19 protein-coding genes and 2 pseudogenes are annotated in these 17,302 nt (G+C 65.6%); 16 read left to right on the top strand and 5 right to left on the bottom strand.

Going from position 1 to position 17,302, the window contains the following annotated elements; all coding sequences use genetic code 11:
* Positions 1–220: 220 nt before the first annotated feature.
* The 3 genes from FFK22_RS37145 (at position 221) to FFK22_RS37135 (ending at position 1,641) form a co-directional block, all read left to right on the top strand.
* Entirely contained in the window at positions 221–421 is a 201-nt protein-coding gene (locus FFK22_RS37145; RefSeq protein WP_138892895.1) for a hypothetical protein, read from the top strand.
* Between the two features lie 550 nt (positions 422–971).
* Positions 972–1,169, top strand: a complete 198-nt coding sequence (locus FFK22_RS37140) for a hypothetical protein (protein WP_138892894.1) — start codon at positions 972–974, stop codon at positions 1,167–1,169.
* 10 nt (positions 1,170–1,179) lie between these two features.
* Positions 1,180–1,641, top strand: coding sequence for a thermonuclease family protein (locus tag FFK22_RS37135; protein WP_138892893.1), 462 nt, complete (start codon positions 1,180–1,182; stop codon positions 1,639–1,641).
* Between the two features lies 1 nt (position 1,642).
* On the opposite strand, the gene FFK22_RS37130 is transcribed toward FFK22_RS37135, so the two are convergent.
* Entirely contained in the window at positions 1,643–1,858 is a 216-nt protein-coding gene (locus FFK22_RS37130) for a hypothetical protein (RefSeq protein ID WP_138892892.1), read from the bottom strand.
* A 151-nt stretch (positions 1,859–2,009) separates the two neighbouring features.
* Between FFK22_RS37130 and FFK22_RS37125 the strand changes: the two genes are divergently transcribed.
* The 8 genes from FFK22_RS37125 (at position 2,010) to FFK22_RS37090 (ending at position 5,912) form a co-directional block, all read left to right on the top strand.
* Positions 2,010–2,375 (top strand): hypothetical protein, encoded by a 366-nt coding sequence (locus tag FFK22_RS37125; protein WP_138892891.1) that lies wholly within the window; start codon positions 2,010–2,012, stop codon positions 2,373–2,375.
* Positions 2,365–2,649: a hypothetical protein gene (locus tag FFK22_RS37120; RefSeq protein ID WP_138892890.1), complete on the top strand. Its 285-nt coding sequence runs from the start codon at positions 2,365–2,367 to the stop codon at positions 2,647–2,649. The genes FFK22_RS37125 and FFK22_RS37120 overlap by 11 nt, the downstream gene beginning before the upstream one ends.
* 3 nt (positions 2,650–2,652) lie before the next feature.
* Entirely contained in the window at positions 2,653–2,832 is a 180-nt protein-coding gene (locus tag FFK22_RS37115; protein ID WP_138892889.1) for a hypothetical protein, read from the top strand.
* Between the two features lie 95 nt (positions 2,833–2,927).
* Positions 2,928–3,182: a hypothetical protein gene (locus FFK22_RS37110; protein WP_138892888.1), complete on the top strand. Its 255-nt coding sequence runs from the start codon at positions 2,928–2,930 to the stop codon at positions 3,180–3,182.
* Positions 3,183–3,239: 57 nt separating this feature from the next.
* On the top strand, positions 3,240–3,962 hold the full coding sequence (locus tag FFK22_RS37105; protein WP_138892887.1) for an SOS response-associated peptidase: 723 nt from the start codon (positions 3,240–3,242) through the stop codon (positions 3,960–3,962).
* Between the two features lie 2 nt (positions 3,963–3,964).
* The gene (locus FFK22_RS37100; protein ID WP_138892886.1) at positions 3,965–4,678 is read left to right on the top strand and encodes an SOS response-associated peptidase; all 714 of its coding nucleotides are present in this window, start codon (positions 3,965–3,967) and stop codon (positions 4,676–4,678) included.
* Positions 4,679–4,696: 18 nt separating this feature from the next.
* Complete coding sequence (locus FFK22_RS37095) at positions 4,697–5,263, top strand: hypothetical protein (protein WP_138892885.1); 567 nt, start codon at positions 4,697–4,699, stop codon at positions 5,261–5,263.
* 430 nt (positions 5,264–5,693) lie between these two features.
* Positions 5,694–5,912, top strand: coding sequence for a hypothetical protein (locus FFK22_RS37090; RefSeq protein WP_138892884.1), 219 nt, complete (start codon positions 5,694–5,696; stop codon positions 5,910–5,912).
* Between the two features lie 828 nt (positions 5,913–6,740).
* Here FFK22_RS37090 and FFK22_RS37080 read toward each other — a convergent pair.
* A complete protein-coding gene (locus FFK22_RS37080; protein WP_138892882.1) occupies positions 6,741–7,046 on the bottom strand; it encodes a hypothetical protein in 306 nt (101 codons plus the stop codon).
* A gap of 274 nt (positions 7,047–7,320) precedes the next feature.
* Between FFK22_RS37080 and FFK22_RS37070 the strand changes: the two genes are divergently transcribed.
* From FFK22_RS37070 to FFK22_RS44915, 3 genes and pseudogenes are all read left to right on the top strand, one after another.
* Positions 7,321–7,590: a hypothetical protein gene (locus FFK22_RS37070; protein WP_138892880.1), complete on the top strand. Its 270-nt coding sequence runs from the start codon at positions 7,321–7,323 to the stop codon at positions 7,588–7,590.
* A 301-nt stretch (positions 7,591–7,891) separates the two neighbouring features.
* Positions 7,892–8,604: pseudogene (locus tag FFK22_RS37065) on the top strand (IS630 family transposase); the annotation flags it as partial.
* A gap of 499 nt (positions 8,605–9,103) precedes the next feature.
* Positions 9,104–9,226: pseudogene (locus tag FFK22_RS44915) on the top strand (nuclear transport factor 2 family protein); the annotation flags it as partial.
* Between the two features lie 403 nt (positions 9,227–9,629).
* Here the strand turns inward: FFK22_RS44915 and FFK22_RS37055 are convergent.
* Both FFK22_RS37055 and FFK22_RS37050 read right to left on the bottom strand, forming a co-directional pair.
* Positions 9,630–10,103: a hypothetical protein gene (locus tag FFK22_RS37055; protein ID WP_138892878.1), complete on the bottom strand. Its 474-nt coding sequence runs from the start codon at positions 10,101–10,103 to the stop codon at positions 9,630–9,632.
* A 1,368-nt stretch (positions 10,104–11,471) separates the two neighbouring features.
* A complete protein-coding gene (locus FFK22_RS37050; RefSeq protein WP_138892877.1) occupies positions 11,472–12,377 on the bottom strand; it encodes an alpha/beta fold hydrolase in 906 nt (301 codons plus the stop codon).
* Between the two features lie 200 nt (positions 12,378–12,577).
* Between FFK22_RS37050 and argC the strand changes: the two genes are divergently transcribed.
* Complete coding sequence (argC, locus tag FFK22_RS37045) at positions 12,578–13,519, top strand: N-acetyl-gamma-glutamyl-phosphate reductase (protein WP_138892876.1); 942 nt, start codon at positions 12,578–12,580, stop codon at positions 13,517–13,519.
* Between the two features lie 83 nt (positions 13,520–13,602).
* On the opposite strand, the gene FFK22_RS37040 is transcribed toward argC, so the two are convergent.
* On the bottom strand, positions 13,603–15,015 hold the full coding sequence (locus tag FFK22_RS37040; RefSeq protein ID WP_138892875.1) for a hypothetical protein: 1,413 nt from the start codon (positions 15,013–15,015) through the stop codon (positions 13,603–13,605).
* A gap of 778 nt (positions 15,016–15,793) precedes the next feature.
* Between FFK22_RS37040 and FFK22_RS37035 the strand changes: the two genes are divergently transcribed.
* Complete coding sequence (locus FFK22_RS37035) at positions 15,794–17,290, top strand: FAD-dependent monooxygenase (protein ID WP_138892874.1); 1,497 nt, start codon at positions 15,794–15,796, stop codon at positions 17,288–17,290.
* The last annotated feature ends 12 nt before the right edge of the window (positions 17,291–17,302 follow it).

Below are 17,302 nucleotides of genomic sequence, written 5' to 3'. Positions count from 1 at the left end.
CCAAGAGCCACCCGAACCCGCCCGAGCAGGCTCCAGACCTCTTCTTCGTTGAACGTCGCACCAGCCATTGGGTCCTCCCCATCACAGGTTCTGCTTGTGGGAGGGATTCTGGCGCCGTTCGGCGTCGAGTACAATCCAGGAACATGACCATGCCGACGGAGAGCGTCACGGAGCGAAGCGTTGTTGAACAGAGAAGGGACGAGGCAGTAGACAGCACCCCATGCGTGCTCTGATTGCCTTGCTCCTCGCCCTCTCCTCTCCGGCCCTCGCCGCGGTCGAGATCGTCGATGGCGACAGATGGCACGTGGGCGGCGAGATCTTCGCCGCCATTCAAAGCGACATCGAGGGTGGCAAGCGGGTGAAGGGGAAGGCGCCCTGGCAATGGGCGCCCGAATCCGATGCCGGCCCCGACGTCGACTAGCCCCGCAATACCGCTCCCCTACCGCTTTGGCGCTCGGGCGGCGTCTTGATCGCCGGCCCGGTCCCGGCCTCGTCATCATCAGGTGAATGGCGGTCAACACCCCCGACACATTCCTGCCCGCTTTGCTTCGCTAAAATGGCTCTTCCGCACACATGACCACACTGGCCGCTCCCTTAGGGAGCGGCTCTTTCATGGCCGACAAATCTCCAGCCATTGGGCTGGCAACCCACAACGACCGCGCTCATCAGCAACGACGGAAACGCGGCGGCGAATTTGAAATGTGAGGGGGCATGGCAGGGTCAAATGGCGATCAATCGCCTCCATCGAGCATAGCTTCGTTCAACAAGCATTGTGGCGAAATGGCTGGGAAGTGTCGCAGGATAGCTGATCGGGAGCGGCAGCTCGCTCGACGGCCACAAGCGTCTGGGGATTCCCAAGAACGGGCACGGGCCTCCGCCGAAGAATGGGAAAAGCGAGCAGAGCAGTTCGAGGCGATGATCGTCTCGGATATCCGCCAGCGACGGTTGGATGAGCCTGGGACAGGGTAGCAATGCCCCTTCCCTCCGATCTCGACCTCTGGCGCTCCGCCGGCATCATGGTCCGCAAGCACGGATCGACCGCGCCGGCCGCCGCGGCGGACCGGGCGAAGCGGCTGGAGGCTTCCGGCGACCGTGACGGTGCCGCGACCTGGCGGCTGATTGCGGAGCGATGCGAAGCGCTGTTGAACGAAGAGGGGACAAGGCAGTAGACAGCCGCCCATGCGCGCTCTCATTGCCCTCCTCCTCTGCCTCTCCTCCCCTGCCCTCGCCGACGTCTCGATCGTCGACGGCGACACGCTGCGCATCGACGGCGAGCGAGTGCGGCTGTGGGGCTTCGATGCTCCGGAAAGGCGCCAATCCTGTCAGATGAACGGCCGATCCGAGCCGATCGGCCAGGAGGCAACGGTTGCTCTCCGGTCCATCCTCGCTGCCGGCCCTCTGCGCTGCCAATTGCGGCAGGAACACGATCGAAATGGTCGACCGGTCATGGAATGCTGGGCCGGAGCAACCTCCATCGGCGATGCGATGGTCCGCTCCGGCTGGGCTTGGGCGGTGCCCCATTTCAGCAAGGACTTGTATCTGCCAGCACAGGAAGAGGCGGAGCGGGCGAACCGCGGCGTTTGGGCGGGACGCGGGTACTGCGAGGCGCCGGCGCGGTTCCGGCAGCAGCACCGCCGCTGATCTAGCCCGCGGCGAACTTCCGGTTCAGCGCAGCCAAGTCGGCGCGTGGCGGCAGGTTGCCGAGGAATCGTATTCCCTTCACGAGATCCTCGACCTCGGCCTCGAGATCCAGAGCGCCATCGCCGATGGTCGACTCGGGCAGAAACTCGCCTAACGCCTCGCGGACCCGGCCAAGAAGGCCCCATACCTCTTCCTCGCTGAGCGCGCTGCCAGACATCGATCCCTCCCCTTGGTTGCTCTTTCGAGGCCACATGTTGTGGTCGGATCTCATGCTACGCCCAATCCATTGAATTTTATGAATCGATTCGACTCGTCGACCATTCAGGACTAGAACGGAAAGGGAACACGAACACCGAAGGGAGACCGCGTTGGCCGCCCGACCTTACTTCATCGCTCCCGGAACCGGCGTCGCCTTCTGGGAAGAGCCACCGGCCTACCCGGCCGACCACACCGAGATTTTCGAACAGGTGAGCGGCAAGGTGATCGGCTACTGGAACCCGCACTGGCAGCGGGTCAGCGAGTTGGATGCCATGCTCGATCGCCTGTTTCTGCAGACCAAGCACGGCCCGGACATGGAGTGCCTGCCGTCAGCTGAGGTGCCCCCAGAGTTCGAGAGCCTGGTTTATGCGATGGATCATGAGGGCATGTGCCTCATCGCCGACGAAGACGAGCGCGTCGTGCACATCGACGTGCTGCGCCGGCGCCAGGCGGAGGAGCACGTCGATGCCGTATGAGGAGTTCATGAAGGGGCTGCAATGGTCCATCTCGCTCGCTCTCCGTGGCCACGGGGCTCGGCATCCGAGCCGGCGCACACGCGGGCTGGACGAAGCCAGCGCTTCCTTTCTCGCCTCGGAGACCATCGAGCAGCTCCGGTTGAGCGGCTACGTGCTCGGCCATCGCGAGCACCCCGTCGCGACATGGGTCAACGGCAGATCCGACATCACGGTGGCGCCTCGCGAGGAGCTCCCGCCGCCATCTACCGGTCGGACCGACGCGGACAAGGAATAAGCCATGCCACGCGACCTGGATACGAAGCTGGTCGACGTCGAGATCGAACACGAGATTCGGTGCAATGAGCTGCGCTGGATCGGGCTCGAGCTCGGCATGCGCGAGGACGAGATCCGGGCGCTCCTGGCCATGGGCATCGTGGTCGCCGAGCGGCAGATCGAGGCTCTTCGTGTTGGCCCATGAAACACGACCCGTTCCGGGACCACGCTCGACTGAACGACGTTCGGCGCCGCGCCCGGTCCATGGGACTTTCCCACCTGCAGGTTGCGGACCTGGTCATGCGCGGACCCGACGAAGCGGAGCGCAGGCTGCCCACGGCTCCGCGGCTGCTCCGGCTGAAGGACCTGACCCGCGCCGAACGGCTGCGCGCCACCTGTACCGGCGTGAAGTGCCGGCATACGGGCTGGGTGGATCTGGACCGGCACCGCTGGGGGCACCTGACGCTGCAGGAGATCGCCGATCGGCTGCGGTGCGAGGAGTGCGGAGCGCGCAAGCCGAAGCTGGAGGTCGGCCCCGGCTGGCCGCGAGACTGAAAGTGGACGAGGCGCGGGCCTCGCACCACGTTGTAGGGAAACGGCAGGGAGGCTGAAATGTGCGGACGGACAACCCACGATTTGAGCTGGCCGGAGTTGCATGCGCTCTTCGGTGTGATCGGCTCGGCAGAGGATGGGACCGCCGGCCCGCCGCCGAACGACTTCAGGTCCAGCTGGAACATCGCGCCCACCACCCGCAATCCGATCTGCCGGCTGAACAGGGATGGCGCGCGCGAGATCGCAATCCTCCGCTGGGGGTTGGTGCCGAGCTGGGCGAAGGATCTCAAGATCGGCGCGCAATGTATCAACGCTGTGGGTGAAACCGTCGCCGGGAAGCCGGCGTTCCGCGCAGCCTTCAAATCGCGGCGGTGTTTGGTGCCGGCCCGGCTGTTCTATGAGTGGCAGAAGACGGCGGACCCCAAGGTGAAGAAGCCCTACGCGATCGGCCTGCGCAGCGGCCAACCGATGGTCTTCGCCGGGCTGTGGGAATGGTGGAAGGACCCAACCGGCGGCGAGGAGTACCAGACCTATGCCATCGTGACGACGACGCCGAACGATCTGATGGCCAAGCTTCACAACAGGATGCCCGTCATCCTGGCGCCGGAGGACTGGCCGGCGTGGCTCGGCGAGGTAGAGACGACGCCGGAGCAGCGCCAGGCCCTTCTTCGCCCCTATGCGGCGGATCAGATGACCGCGTGGCCCGTCGACGTCCGGGTCGGGAATGTCCGCAACAACGATGCCGATCTGGTCGTGCCGATCGGCGAGCCGTTGGCGGCCTGATCATGGCTGGAGAAGGCATCAGCCCGGAGCGGCTGCAGCGGTTGGCTCACCTTCGCGATGAGCGCAATCAGGCACACGGCGACCGGTGGGGCACCGTCGGTCAGGGGGAATGGTGCATCGTCATCCGCCGACACCCCGACACGGGGGAGCGGTGGGCAGACTTGCTGCAATGGGGCTTGGTGCCGAAGTGGGCGCCGGACCGCGCCAGCCCGCATATGCACGCTCGATCGGAGACGGCACATGATCTGCCAAGCTTCCGCGATGGCTTCAAATCGCGCCGCTGCCTGATCGCAGCCAGCGAATTCGTGGAGCGTCGCACCATCGGCCGGCCGAAGGGTCAGGAGGTTGCCTTTGGCCTGGCCAACGGGAGAGGCTTCGCGGTCGCGGGTATCTGGGACGCATGGCGCGACGGCGAGACCGGGGAGACCGTGCGGGGCTTTGCGGAGCTCACCGTGGATGCGAACGATCTGGTCGGAGAGATGCACGACCGGATGCCGGCGTTGCTGCCTCCCGAGGCGTACTCGGCGTGGCTCGGCGAGGTGCCGGCGACAGAGCTCCAGTTGCGGGGCCTGCTACGCCCATATCCGCCCGAGCTCATGACCTGCTGGTCTCCGCGCCAGAAGCGGCCGCCGCCGGGGCAGCTTCGCCGGCCGGACCAGACGCTGGAGCACCGCACGCCGGCGGCGGAGCCACCGCGGCAAGGCTCGCTGCTGTGAACATCAGGAGGTGACGCCATGACGACACGGATCCATGAGGTGATCGCCGTCTTTCCCCTCGACGGCAAAGGAAGCGACATCGAGATCAGCCCAGAGCAGCAGGCGCTGTACGATGCGGAGCTGGCGCAGGCGGCTGCGCTGGACGCTCTGGTGATCAAGAGCCAGTGGGCCGCCGCGGCCTGCGAGATCGCCGCCGCAGCCTGCAACCATGACGACTTTCCCCTGTTCGGGTTCCAGCACAAGTTCTGGCCAGCCGACGAGGAAAGCGACGACTACGCCAACGCCCGGATCATGTGGCGGCACGAAGGCCGCATCTACCGGATGGATCTCAGCTACAACGTGATCACCGGCCATGGCTCAGTCGATCTCGATATCGACCAGGAATCCGTGATGTTTGTCCAGGTCTTGATGTGCGGCTGGGACAAGCCTCCGCGCATGGACGGCAGCCGGCCACCCGAGGATCTGGCGTCCCCCGACGGCACCATTTACGGGAAGGTGACTGGCGGCAGCGAGTATGTGCCGGGCTCCTGGGAAGCGGTGCTGACCGACGTGGCCGAGCAGCTGCGCCAGGTAAAGACCAGTTAGCAGGCGGGTGCCGCAGGTGGATCGATCTTGATGATTGGCAGCGGATCGATGCGGCCAATCGAGAGTTTGCCGGCGAGCCGCCGAAGGGTCCTTGGGCCGCGGGCGGGAGCACCGGATCGATCCAGTGAACTCGTCCCAGCCGACGGAACCGCGACCGCCACTGCCGGCGTTATTCCAGCATGGCAAACTGCACAAGCCCGAACGACTGGACCGTCCTTCCGACCGGCCACGGTACCGGATCCATAGGCTGTGGCGATCTCCGCGGCTGGTACACGCGCAACAGCCATGGCCACATCCAGATCGATTGGGCCAGCGCACCTGAACGCGGGCTTCCGCCAGATGCCCTCCGAGCCGCGACTGATGCATGTGAGAAGGCCGACAGCGGCCAGCAGACGAGCAAGGCCGGCCGCAACGCCGCGGGAGGCTAGGCATGGCCAAGGGGCACGAAGCATCCGAGTGGGATGTCAAGCACGGTGGCTATGAGGGCGTCATCCGCTCCGGCGTCTATCGCGCCCGGTTCAAGGTGCGCGCGGGCGGCCGTGTCGACATTATCTGGCAGGAAGGCCCGGGGCCTGGAGACGCCGGCCCGGTCGAGCGTGGCGCGCGGGCGGCGATCGAAACGGCGCTCAGAGGTCGGGGCGGGCCATAGATGGGGCCAGTTCGGCCCGAAGGTTAGGCGCGCGAGCGATCAATGCTTCTGCCGGGGATGGCATGACGAACTGCCTGGATCCACCAGAGTGGAAAGTGGCGTTCGCGGATGACGAGGGCATCGTGACCTGCGGCGACTATCTGGGTCGCTTCCGGTTCCGGGGCGGCGGCGTAATTCAGATCATCTGGGAAGAGGGGCCAGCGCCGGGGCCCTACTATTCGAGGAGGCAGAATGCGGCACGAGAGGCCTGCTATAAGGCGCTCGGTCGACGCTAATCGCCTCCGTCCAGGAACCCGGTGCCTGCTCGCTCAATTCTCCCGTAATGGGAAAGGGTCACGACGCATCCGACTGGACCGTTCTGCACACCGGCGACGAGGGCACCATCTCGGCCGGCACGTACCGCCCGCTTTAGGGTGCCAACACCGGTGTCGTGCAGATCATAAGATCGAGCCGGAGCCGAAGGACGAAGGGCCGATCAATCGAGCCGCTCAGGCGGCGATCGAGCGGCGATCAGGCCGCGCGCCTAGTGGGCTCAGCGGCGACACGACCCAACAACAGGAGCCCCTATGACAGAGCGGCGGGAACTCTATCGTAGCCCGAGCGGTGACGCATGGTTCCTCGGACGCGAGCCGACCGATGGTCACGCTTTCATCATTCACCAGCCCAACGCCCCTTCTGGCGGCCGGCTGTCCCATATCGAACTGGGTGAGTTCCTACGTGGCGGCAGCGGGCCGGAGCACCAAGCGTTGTTGCGCTTGATCGGAACGCTGGTCGAGGTACCACCATATGCCTGAGGCCCGAGGGCGACCCTAAAGCCAGGCCCTCGCGCTACCCAAAAAACCGCTTCTGACTGCGCCGCTTCGCCTTCCGCCCGCCATGCGCTCCCGGATGACCACCCGCGGCAATGAACGCCCTCCTCCCCTCCTCCGTCCACACCAGCCGATCGACCGTGGCGCCGTCGTCGGCGCTGCTACCCTCCGACTGGATCCAGCCTTGGCGCTCCAAACTCTTCTTGGTGCGCGTGTCGACCAAATGCGGGCCAATGCGCCAGCCGGCCTTGTCGGAGCCCCAGACCGCGGGCTTGAAGCCGGAGTTGAACAGCATGTCCAGGGCGGCGAACTGGGATGGGGTCATGGCCGGATGAATCCTAGCCGACTCACCCGACACCGCGCTATCGGTCAGGGATGAGCGACGCCCCTCCTCCGTCCAAGATCTTCGCCGCCGGCTGGGTCCACTTCTGCGAGCATCCCGGCTGCACCGAGTGGGGCGCGTTCGGGCACGGCCATCCCGCCGGCACGATCCACTGGTATTGCAAGGAACACGACCCGGATCATGGCCTCGGAGCCGCCGGCAAAGGCTGGCGCGCGCCTAGCACGATCGGGAAGCCGTAGAGGTTCATCGTTCGTGCATGATGCGCTATGATGCGTGCGCTGCGGCGGTTGCTAGACCGGTCGCAGCAGTATTTCAGTCAGCGATTTTGGAGCGCCAGATGTCAGACAATGTTTGGATGCGCTGCGATAAGACCGGCAAGCCATTCGATACGATGTTCGCCCTTGACCAGAGGACGATTGAGCAAGCGAAGCCTGGTCAGTTTAACTTCAGCAACTGCCCGCACTGCGGCGGCGATCATTCCATCTTGGCCAAGGACGTCATCCCCAAGCCACCGTATATGGCGTAAGGCGCGACGGGGCCGCCCCACCACAAGCGGCCCCTGATCTCAAGCGGCCGGCGCCACATTCCCCCGCAGGTTCTGCAGCAGCACGATCGCCTTCTGCGCCTCGGCCACTCATCGCACGCGGCGGCCTGCGATGCGAGGCCAAGGATCGCGACCGGTACGGGCGCACGGTCGCTGATTGCTTCGTCGGCGATCAGAGCATCGGCGACGCGATGGTGTATTCCGGGTGGGACCGAAGCGGCCCGGGGCCCCGTCCCGTGGAGGCGAGCTTGCTGCCGACCTGCACGAGTGCTTCGCAGCGACCGTAGACTTCGCCACCCGGGACAAGACGCGCCCGCCCGGCCGCGCTCCGGTCACGTCGGAGCGGGTGGCCGAGGTGGTGCGCCTGACCCAGACGGAGCCGCCGCACGAGGCGACCCATTGGACGGTGCGGGCCATGGCCAAGGCCTGTGGCCTCGCCGTCTCGATGGTGCAGGAGATCTGGAAGGCGCACGGTCTGGCGCCGCATCGCTGGCGCGCCTTCAAGCTTTCGACCGATCCCGCCTTCGTCGCCAAGCTGCATGACGTGGTCGGGCTCTATGTCGATCCCCCCGCCCATGCGGTGGTGATCCAGATCCTGCCCCGGACTTGATCCGGGGCGCTCGACCGCACGCAACCGGGCCTGCCGATGAAGCCGGGGCGCGCCGGAACGATGACCCACGACTATATCCGCCACGGCACGACGACGCTGTTCGCCGCCCTCAACGTGCTCGACGGCACCGTGATCGGCCGCAACATGCAGCGCCACCGGCATCAGGAGTTCATCCGCTTCCTCAACGTCGTCGAGGCTGCCGTGCCGGCCGGCAAGGTCGTCCATGCCATCATGGGGGCTTTAGCTAACGCCGAAGGCGGTACAACTACGCCGCCCACAAGCACCCGAAGGTGCGGCAATGGCTCGAGCGCCATCCGCGCTGGGTCTTCCACTTCACCCCAACCTCGGCCTCCTGGCTCAATGCGTATGCGGGATACTTGAAGAAGGAGTGCACAATGAACGCCTCATCGCTCTCGGCGGCCCCCGAAGGGCCCTTCGGTCGTGGCTGGGAGCAGCATGATCCGAATGGCGGGAAAGGGTCGGAGGGGGCTGGATGGAGAAGGTCTGGCTCGCTTGCGAATCATCCGTAAAGCCGCGCGCAGTCATCCATCCAAAAAGGGGCTGCATCCCCCCTGTTCTTCTACTTGCGATTGAGATCCCCTCTACTCGAGCGCCGCTCTCACAACCAGCGCTCAGGCCCGGCCCGGATCCCCCCTCACCATGTTCCGGGTCGGGCTTTGCGTCAGGGGCCCGACATCGGCACCAGGCACATGCGCCAAGCCGATGAGCGGATGATCGGCGCCCATTTCTCGATCAGGATCCGCACGACCTTGTCGTCGAGGCCGATCGACATGCCTGGCGCCAGGCGGACGCTGGCCTGTCCTCGCCGGTTTGGTGCTGATGCGGTAGCATCGCGCCGGGTCCAATGAGGCGACCGATAAGGTCGCGCCGGCAACAGTTCCCATGGAGGGGTTCGCCGGCGCCGCCTTCACAGACTATCTGCTGCTGATGCGAGGGAGCGACGACCACTGGAAGATCGTGGCCAAGGCGTTCACGACCAGGTCCTGACGCCTGCTCCCGTTGGGGGTGTAGGGGGCGGAGCCCCCTACGGCTGCAGCGGCGAAGCCGCCGGTGCGACGACACCTGGGCTGGCGTCAACTCCCGCGAGGCTCGGTCCCACGGCCATCTCCCACGTCGCTCGCGCCCTGTTGGCGCGATCGAGAGCCGGCCCGAAGTGGCCGGCGAGCGGCTACGCTGGCTATCGGCCCGGCAGGGCCGATTCCGCATCTGGTCATCGTTGGAACGAGCAGACGAAGACAATAGCGACGGGTGTCCGGCCCGCGATATATGCGGGCCGGAACGCCGCAGGGCTGCGTTAGCGGCCCGACTCAGCGGCGGCACTATGCTTCGATCATAGGTAGAAAATTGATGAGGGCGGTTTCAGTCCGGCAGCCGGACTCCGGGCAAATCCTCAAGACTCGGCCCTCTTAGCAAGACGTCGCCCGAGGTTAAGCAACGCCTTGTCCAGGCTGTCGGCCGGCTCGAGGTCCAGCAGCCGGAGCAGGGACGCGTTGTCCGCGCCGGCACGGATTACCTCCGAAGCTTGGCTGGCAACGTCCGGCAAGGGCGGGTGATCACCCCAGGTTCCTGGCGCCGGCGTCGGCGCCTCCGGAGCAAGGATGCCGGCGTGACGCCAGAGCGACGGCGGCAGCACGGCATAGGCGTTGCTGACCTGCCGCAGGACGTAGCGACCGTCCTCGTAGCTCTCCTCGCAGCGTCGAACCCAATGGAGGATACCGGACGCGCGCAGGCGCTTCAGCGCCTCGGCGACCGTCGAACGCGCCAGGTTGGCCTTCGCCGCGATCGCCTCATAGGAGGGATCGAGCCGCCCCGTCTTGAAGGATAGGAAGTCGAAGATGAGGCAATGCAGAACCTGGAGGGCCATGTGCCCGAGTCTTCCACCATGACGGCCGGCCACATGCGTGCGGCGATCCCACTCGCGGGCTTGATGGAAGGCCTTGGTAGCCATCCTGCGATCGACGCGCGTCCAGCGCACCTCGAGCCGAGTCGATCCAGAATGGACGGGATAGCGATGTGGCCTGAGGACCGCGTGCTTGACGGGGCCGAAATCGGGCAAAAGGCGGGGGCTCGCAGAACTGCGCGCTGCGTTCACTGGGAAAGTCTCCGAGATCAGGGTGAGCTTTCCCGCGCCGAGAATTCGGCTTCGTGCTTGACCGGCGATCTGGGGAGCGCATATGCTCAGAGTTGCGAGCACTGAGTTTATGCGGGCCCCGGCCGGGTTATCTCGGGCGGGGTTTCTGCTGTTGGGCGCCTCGCTACATCGCCCGCCTCCCCCGCTGATCGGGCGCTTGCGGGTCGCAGCAGACGTCAACCGGCAGGCTGCGCCTCCGGTCCCCCACTCCCTGCAGTATCACGCGCTCTACGCTAAGCCTTTGAACGGTCGAGATTCCTCGGCCACTCGAGGCCTGGGATGGCCACCTACATTTCTGCGTGCCATCCCGTATCACGCGGGTATAACGCAACATCCGCCAACGCCTGACGTTGCGTGATCACCTGAGCGTGATTCTACTCGGCTATGTCTCTGATTTTCCTTGGAGTTCCGTACGTTGACATCGTAGGGGTCACTGGTTCGATCCCGGTCGCGCCCACCACCGGGCCCCGAGGGAATCAATGCTTTAGGCATGTATCCCCGGACAGGGGATATGGCGCCCTACGCAGAACTACGCAGAAACATGTCGGCAGATTGGCACGTTTTTGTAACGGGGATGCTCGGCTGCTGTACCGCGACCACATGCCTCGCGCCCGAGTCGGAGCGGCGGCTTCCCGAACGTCAGATACTCCCGCTGAACTTCGTTGCCTGCATCGCTCTGACACCGCCAGTGAGCCGCCGCTTAAGCAATCGCCCGAACCGGATTTGGCCGACCTTCGCCTGCCGGTCGTCGGTGCCATACACAAATCTGACGGCCGCCTCGACGACGCATCTGTTGCACTCCGAGCCAAGCTGGCGGAGCCGAACTCGGTCAAGCCTAGCGATGATTTTCCGCTGTTCTGAGGCGCCGCACATCGTTCTCGGGCCGATCGGCATCGCGAGGAGAAGGAGAACGCGGGCTACGGCATGCACGACAACATGGCGCTGAAAGGCAATGGGTGCTGCCTTCCCTGCCCTCGTGCAGTTCGCCGAGGAGCTCGGGATCTTCTGCACGTGTTCAGCCAGCGCGCAGGCCCAATTCTCAACTACTTGGGTCGGCGCACTTGGTCGCGTCCCCGTCAGTTCGCGCCACGGGTGCCGTGATCAATGCTTCGCTACGAAGTCGTCTATCAACGCGGCGAACCCACCGGGGTCGCGCACCGGCCCATCGTGGTTGACGTTCGGTTGCACACGCACATCCGCCTGAGGCAGGCACTCGGCCATAGCCAGGGCGACGTGCGGCCAATAGGCATTGCTCTCGGCCCCGTAGACGATGAGCGTCGGCCTGTCTAACGACCTCAGCATCTCGCAGATCACGACTGTGTCCGAAGCGCGCCACTGCAACGGCAACGTCCGCGCGTTATCGAGTTGCATCGCCTGAAGTTCTTGCGGCTGGTTCTCGAATCCGCCGGGCGGCATCTGGAACACCCCTTCGATAAGCAGCCTCGTCGCCTTCTTGACGTCGTGATTTACGGCGGCAGTGACGGGGCGGAACATCTTACGCTCCGCCTCGCGCGCCGCGTCGCCAGCCTCCCCTTCCTTGATCAGCGAAGAGAGGGGCGGCTCGAAGAGGATGAGGCTTTGGACGAGGTCGGGATTCGCCAGGGCCGCGGTTGTGGCGACGTTGGCGCCATAGGACCAGCCGACCAGATGCACCGGGCCGACATCGAGCGCTTTGATGAAGGCTGCAACATCGTCGGCATGCGTGGCAACGTTGAATGGCTTGTCATTGTTCGACCAGTCCCAGTCCCCGGTGCCGAAATACCGCAACGTGATGGCGATGAAGCGATGCTCATCAGCGATTTCGCCTCGAATTGGCTCCCAAGCACGTAGGTCAGAGACTGCCCCATGCACAAAGAGGATCGGCTCGCCCGCTCCCTCATCGACATAAGTCATCGTCGCGCCATTGACCTCGACTTTCTTGATCACCGGGTCGGCCGCGAGTGGAGCTCCGGCCAGGGCGATGACGCCAAAACTCGCGCATGCCAAACAGGTTGAGCGGAAGTTCATAATCTTCCTCCCTTGGAGGAAAGGGTCAATCACCCGGCTCCTCCGGGCAACTTCGTTACGACTGCGCAATGAGCATGGACCCCGTATGCGGCCGGCTCAAGCTGTTCATGGGTTCTCAGGTCCGGCGCTGTCGCGCCCTCCTCCCTCCCTCGACCCGATCGTGATAGAACCCATCGCATATTGAGCGCGGGAGATTTTTCATGTCGGCGACGGTGTTCATTGATGGCGAGGTTGGGACGACGGGGCTACAGATCCGCGAGCGCCTGGCCACACGCCGCGACGTCAAGGTCATCAGTCTGCCGCCCAGCGAGCGCAGGGATCCGGTCGCTCGGCGTCGTGCGCTGAATGAGGCCGACGCCGTGATCCTCTGCCTGCCAGACGATGCTGCCCATGAGGCCGTCGGCATGGTGGAGAACCCCAACACCGTCATCATCGACGCCTCGACCGCACACCGGACCGCCGAAGGCTGGACCTATGGCTTCCCTGAACTCGCGCCGGGCCAGGCGGAGGCCATCGCGGCCTCGAAGCGCATCTCCAACCCCGGTTGCTACTCGACTGGCGCCATTGCGCTGCTGCGGCCGCTGGTGGATCGCGGCCTGGTGCCGCGAGACCATCCGATCACTGTCAACGCCGTCAGCGGCTATAGCGGCGGCGGTAAGAGCCTGATAGCTCGCTATGAGGGTTCAGATTTGGCGACGCCATTCTTCCTCTACGGCCTCGCCCTGAACCACAAACACCTCCCGGAGTTGCAGCTTTGGTCCCGCCTGCGACGCGCCCCGCTGTTCGTGCCCTCGGTGGGCTCTTTTGCGCAGGGTATGCTGGTCTCCGTACCGCTGCAGCTGTGGGCCCTACCGACGCGGCCAACAGCCGAGACGTTGCGCGCGGCGCTGGTTGGGCACTACGCCGGCCAGCACTACGTCAGCGTGGCGTCGGAAGGCGAGTCCAAGAAGATGCAGGAACTGGAGCCGGAGGGGCTGAACGGCACCAACAATCTCCGCCTCTACGTCTTCGAGAATCCCAAGGAGGAGCAGGCGCTCCTGGTCGCCCAGCTCGACAACCTCGGCAAAGGCGCGTCCGGCGCCGCGCTGCAGAACCTCGACCTGGCGCTTGGGCTTCATCGGCCAGTCCGCCTCGAGGCGTGAAATATGGCCGTGCCGCCTGAGTACAGCATCGAACTGAGCCAAAGTGCGGTTCGTTGAGGTTCCCGTGACGATGCCCGGCGTGATCATCGTGGTGGCGGCCCGGCATCGAAATCGGCTCCGGCGTAGCCGAGCGCCTCAGCCGCGATCCTGCAGATATCACCGTAGTCGCGGAAGATCTGATCCCGGGCGAACCGGGTCTTGACCCGAACCTGCAAGCGATCGTCTTCGACGCCCGTGACAGCGGCTTCGTCCAACCATGACTTCCAAGCCGCCTCGGCGCGACCTCGGCCGAGGCGCTGCGCCCCTGTGCGGATCCACGCATCCCGATAGCTCGCGAGGATATCGACGGCGGATCCAGCTTCCAAGGTGCGCGGCATATTCTGCTCCGGCCGATTGGCAAGGCGTTCGGTGGATTCGTCGGCCGGCGCTTCTGGCACCGGGCGTGGGCGCGCAATTCGGCTGAGCTGGCGGAGGTTTCGGGAGAGATCCCAAGGCCGCTCGGAAGTCGCGAAACGAGTGAACCAGCCACCGGGATTGCGCTCCGGCCGTTCGGCCGAGGGCGGCGTGTCGCAGGCAATGATCCACCCGAGGATGGCGTTTCCGACGCCATGGCGATTGACCGCCCAAGACCAGATGTGATGCGGGTTCCGGGTCCCAGTCACGGTCGCCAGATAGTCGCGACCGACGATGGCGTTCAGTATCTGTAGGGGCGACGAGCGCAGTTGGTTGAGGTCCACCAGCCGACGGAGTGTCGGCGAGGCCCCCCACGCTGCGAGAAGGGCGGTGCGCGCCCGTTCCGCCTGGATAGACCGTTCCCTTCCTGCGCCGGCAGGTAAGCCTGCTCCCCCTGGGGAGCAATTGCCGGCATGTCGGTTTGCTCGGTCGCGAGTGACCGCAGCACTGGCGGAGTTGGCTGCGGCCGGCATGTCCGGCCGCCTGCGAAATTGACCGCGCGCAGCGTCACTCTGTTGAACAGAGATTTCTGGTTCAATGTCTGTTTCTGTTGGGGCCGACACTATGTCGGGGCCGGCCGACACAGTTTCCCACTCAACCGCGATGGCGAGGCGGCCGCCGCGTGCCTGCGGCAAACGCTCAGCCTTGACCGCGGCGTGGGCGTCGAGCGCATCCGCAGCGAGCTGGCAAAAGCCGTCAAGATCCGTGTGATAGGTACGCCACCGCGGCGGCAGGAACCTTCTGATGAGGCGTCGCGCCGCGAGCCGTGAGATCGAGCGAGTGACGCTGCGCTCAGTGTAGCCGGTATCCAACGCAAGGCAGGAGGTCGAGGGCCAGACTGTGGTCTTGCCAGCATCTAGGGCAAGCTGGTCGATGTGACGTACCAAGGCGCAAAGCACCGCTTTGTCTGCCTGGTTCAGATCCGCCAGAGCAGGCAGGTGATGGCAGACCCAAGCTGCGTCGATCAGCGCCAGCTTGTTGCGGGCCGTTGGCCGGGATCTACGGTGCACGCCATCGGATGCCGGCTGCGTTGCAGCGGTCATGCGGGTAGCTCTCCAATTCGAGGACGAGTTTTCCCGCGCCGAGAATCGGCTTGCGTCTTGACCGGCGAAGTGGGGAGCGCATACTCTCGGAGTTGCGAGTTCTGAGAGAATGCGGATCCCCGGCCGGGCTATCTCGGGCGGGGGTTCTGCTGTTTGAGCGCCGCTACATCACCGCCGCCCGTGGTTCCCGGGCAGTGCCGCGACAGGTGTCAGGCCCCGGGCTTCGCCCTTGGTACGTCAGAATCTGTACATGAGTGGCAATCGCTCGTGGCAGCGCAGCGGTGTCCGGCGATGTTGTGTTTCCTGAAATTGATCGAGGCTGCCAGCGCGCCGATCGGCCAGCCTGTATCCCGCACGTTGGAGCGATTGCCACCGATCTCAGAGACTGAACTGGTACCGACTTCCGCCGCTCGACGTAGTTGGTGGGATTTGGATCGAGGCGACGGGAGCTCTTTTCTCCGATCAATCCTCGCCCGCGTCCTACTCGCTTTATCCTCGTGTAAAGACTCACGTCTGCGTACCTCCTGCGCCCCGACCGATTTCATCGACCGGGGCGCGCGCCGTTCTCTTCCCGCTTCCAACTTTGGCGGCAAGAGAACCGGTGGTACGGGAATTTCAGTTGGAAGGAATGAGGGCCATACTGGGCCGGACCAATATTCGTAATCAGTAGGTCCGGGGTTCAAATCCCCGCTTCGGCACCACCCCCTTCCAACACGGCTTTGTGCTCTGATACCGTCGTTTTGGCGGCTGGCGCCGGCTGGGCAATCGGGAGGGGATCATGGCGGAGGCTGTTCGCGTGCTGATCGTCGGCGCCGGACCGGTCGGGCTGACGCTGGCAGCCGAGCTGACCCGCTATGGCGTCCCCGTGCGCATCGTCGACAAGGCCTCCGCGCGAACCGACAAGTCGAAGGCGCTGGTGCTGTGGAGCCGCTCGCTGGAGTTGCTCGAGCGCGCGGGCGGCGTCGACCGCTTCCTCGCCGCGGGCATCAAGGCGCATGGCGTCCGGATCTCGAACGGGCGGCAGCTTATCGGCGAGGTCGGCTTCGACCAGGTCGAGAGCCCCTACCCGTTCGCGCTGATGATCCCCCAGAACGAGACCGAGCGGCTGCTGGAAACCCGGCTGGAGGAGCTGGGGTGTCGAGTCGAGCGTCAGGTCGAGCTGCTGCGCTTCGAGGCCCGCACGGACGGTATCAGAGCGACCCTGCGCGACGCCGCCGGCCGCGAGGAGGCCATGGACGCCGACTGGCTGATCGGCTGCGACGGCGCGCATTCGATCGTCCGCCACGGGCTGGGCTTCGATTTCGCCGGCTCGACCCAGCCGAGCGACTGGGTCCTGGCCGATATGCGGCTCGACGGCCTCGGCGTCCCGGATCGGCTCGACATCTTCTGGCACCGCGACGGCATCCTGGCCTTCTTCCCGATCGTCGGGGACCGGTATCGCGTGGTCGCCGATCTCGGCCCGGCCGACGGCAGGGACCGGCGGCCTGACCCGAAGCTGGCGGAGGTGCAGGCGCTGGTCGACCAGCGTGGCCCGGGTGGCGTGCGCTTGCGCGATCCGATCTGGCTGTCCTCGTTCCGGATCAACGAACGCAAGGTCGAGGACTACTCTGCCGGCCGCGTCTTCCTCGCCGGCGATGCCGCCCATATCCACAGCCCGGCAGGCGGCCAGGGCATGAACACCGGCATGCAGGACGCCTTCAACCTGGCCTGGAAGCTGGCCCTGGTGGCGAAGGGTGCGGCCCGCGCGTCACTGCTCGACAGCTATTCGGTCGAGCGCAGCGCCGTCGGCGACCGCGTGCTGCGCAACGCCGGGCGGATGACCGATGTCGCAATCCTGCGCAACCCGGTGGCCCAGGCGGTGCGCAACGCCGCGGCCCGGATCGTCCTCGGCCTGTCGCAGGTGCAGCGCCGCATGTCGGGCACCCTGACCGAGCTGGAGATCGCCTATCCGGAAAGCCCTCTGTCGGTCGCGGCGCCCCATGCGCCGCACGGCGGTGCGCTGCCGGCGGCGGGCGAGCGCTGGCTGCCGGCAGCGGGCGACCCGATCGGATCCGGCGCGGCACCGCGCTTCGCCGTGGCGGGACCTGGCGATGCCGCCGTCCTGCTCTCGGCGATCTTTCCCGATCTCGTCGACGCGCGGGCGCGGCCGGCGCCGTCGGAGGACGGGTTGTGGCTGATCCGCCCGGACGGCTATGTCGGGCTGGTCGCCGGCCCGGACTGGCAAGCCCCGGCGGAGCGCTACCTGGCGACGATCGCCGCGGAGCTCGGGCCGTGAAGCCCTGTGGGG

Source organism: Mycobacterium sp. KBS0706 (assembly GCF_005938675.2).
GTDB lineage: Bacteria > Pseudomonadota > Alphaproteobacteria > DSM-16000 > Inquilinaceae > Inquilinus.
The sequence above is the reverse complement of the archived record's forward strand: the minus strand, read 5'-3'. Positions and strand labels throughout refer to the sequence as shown.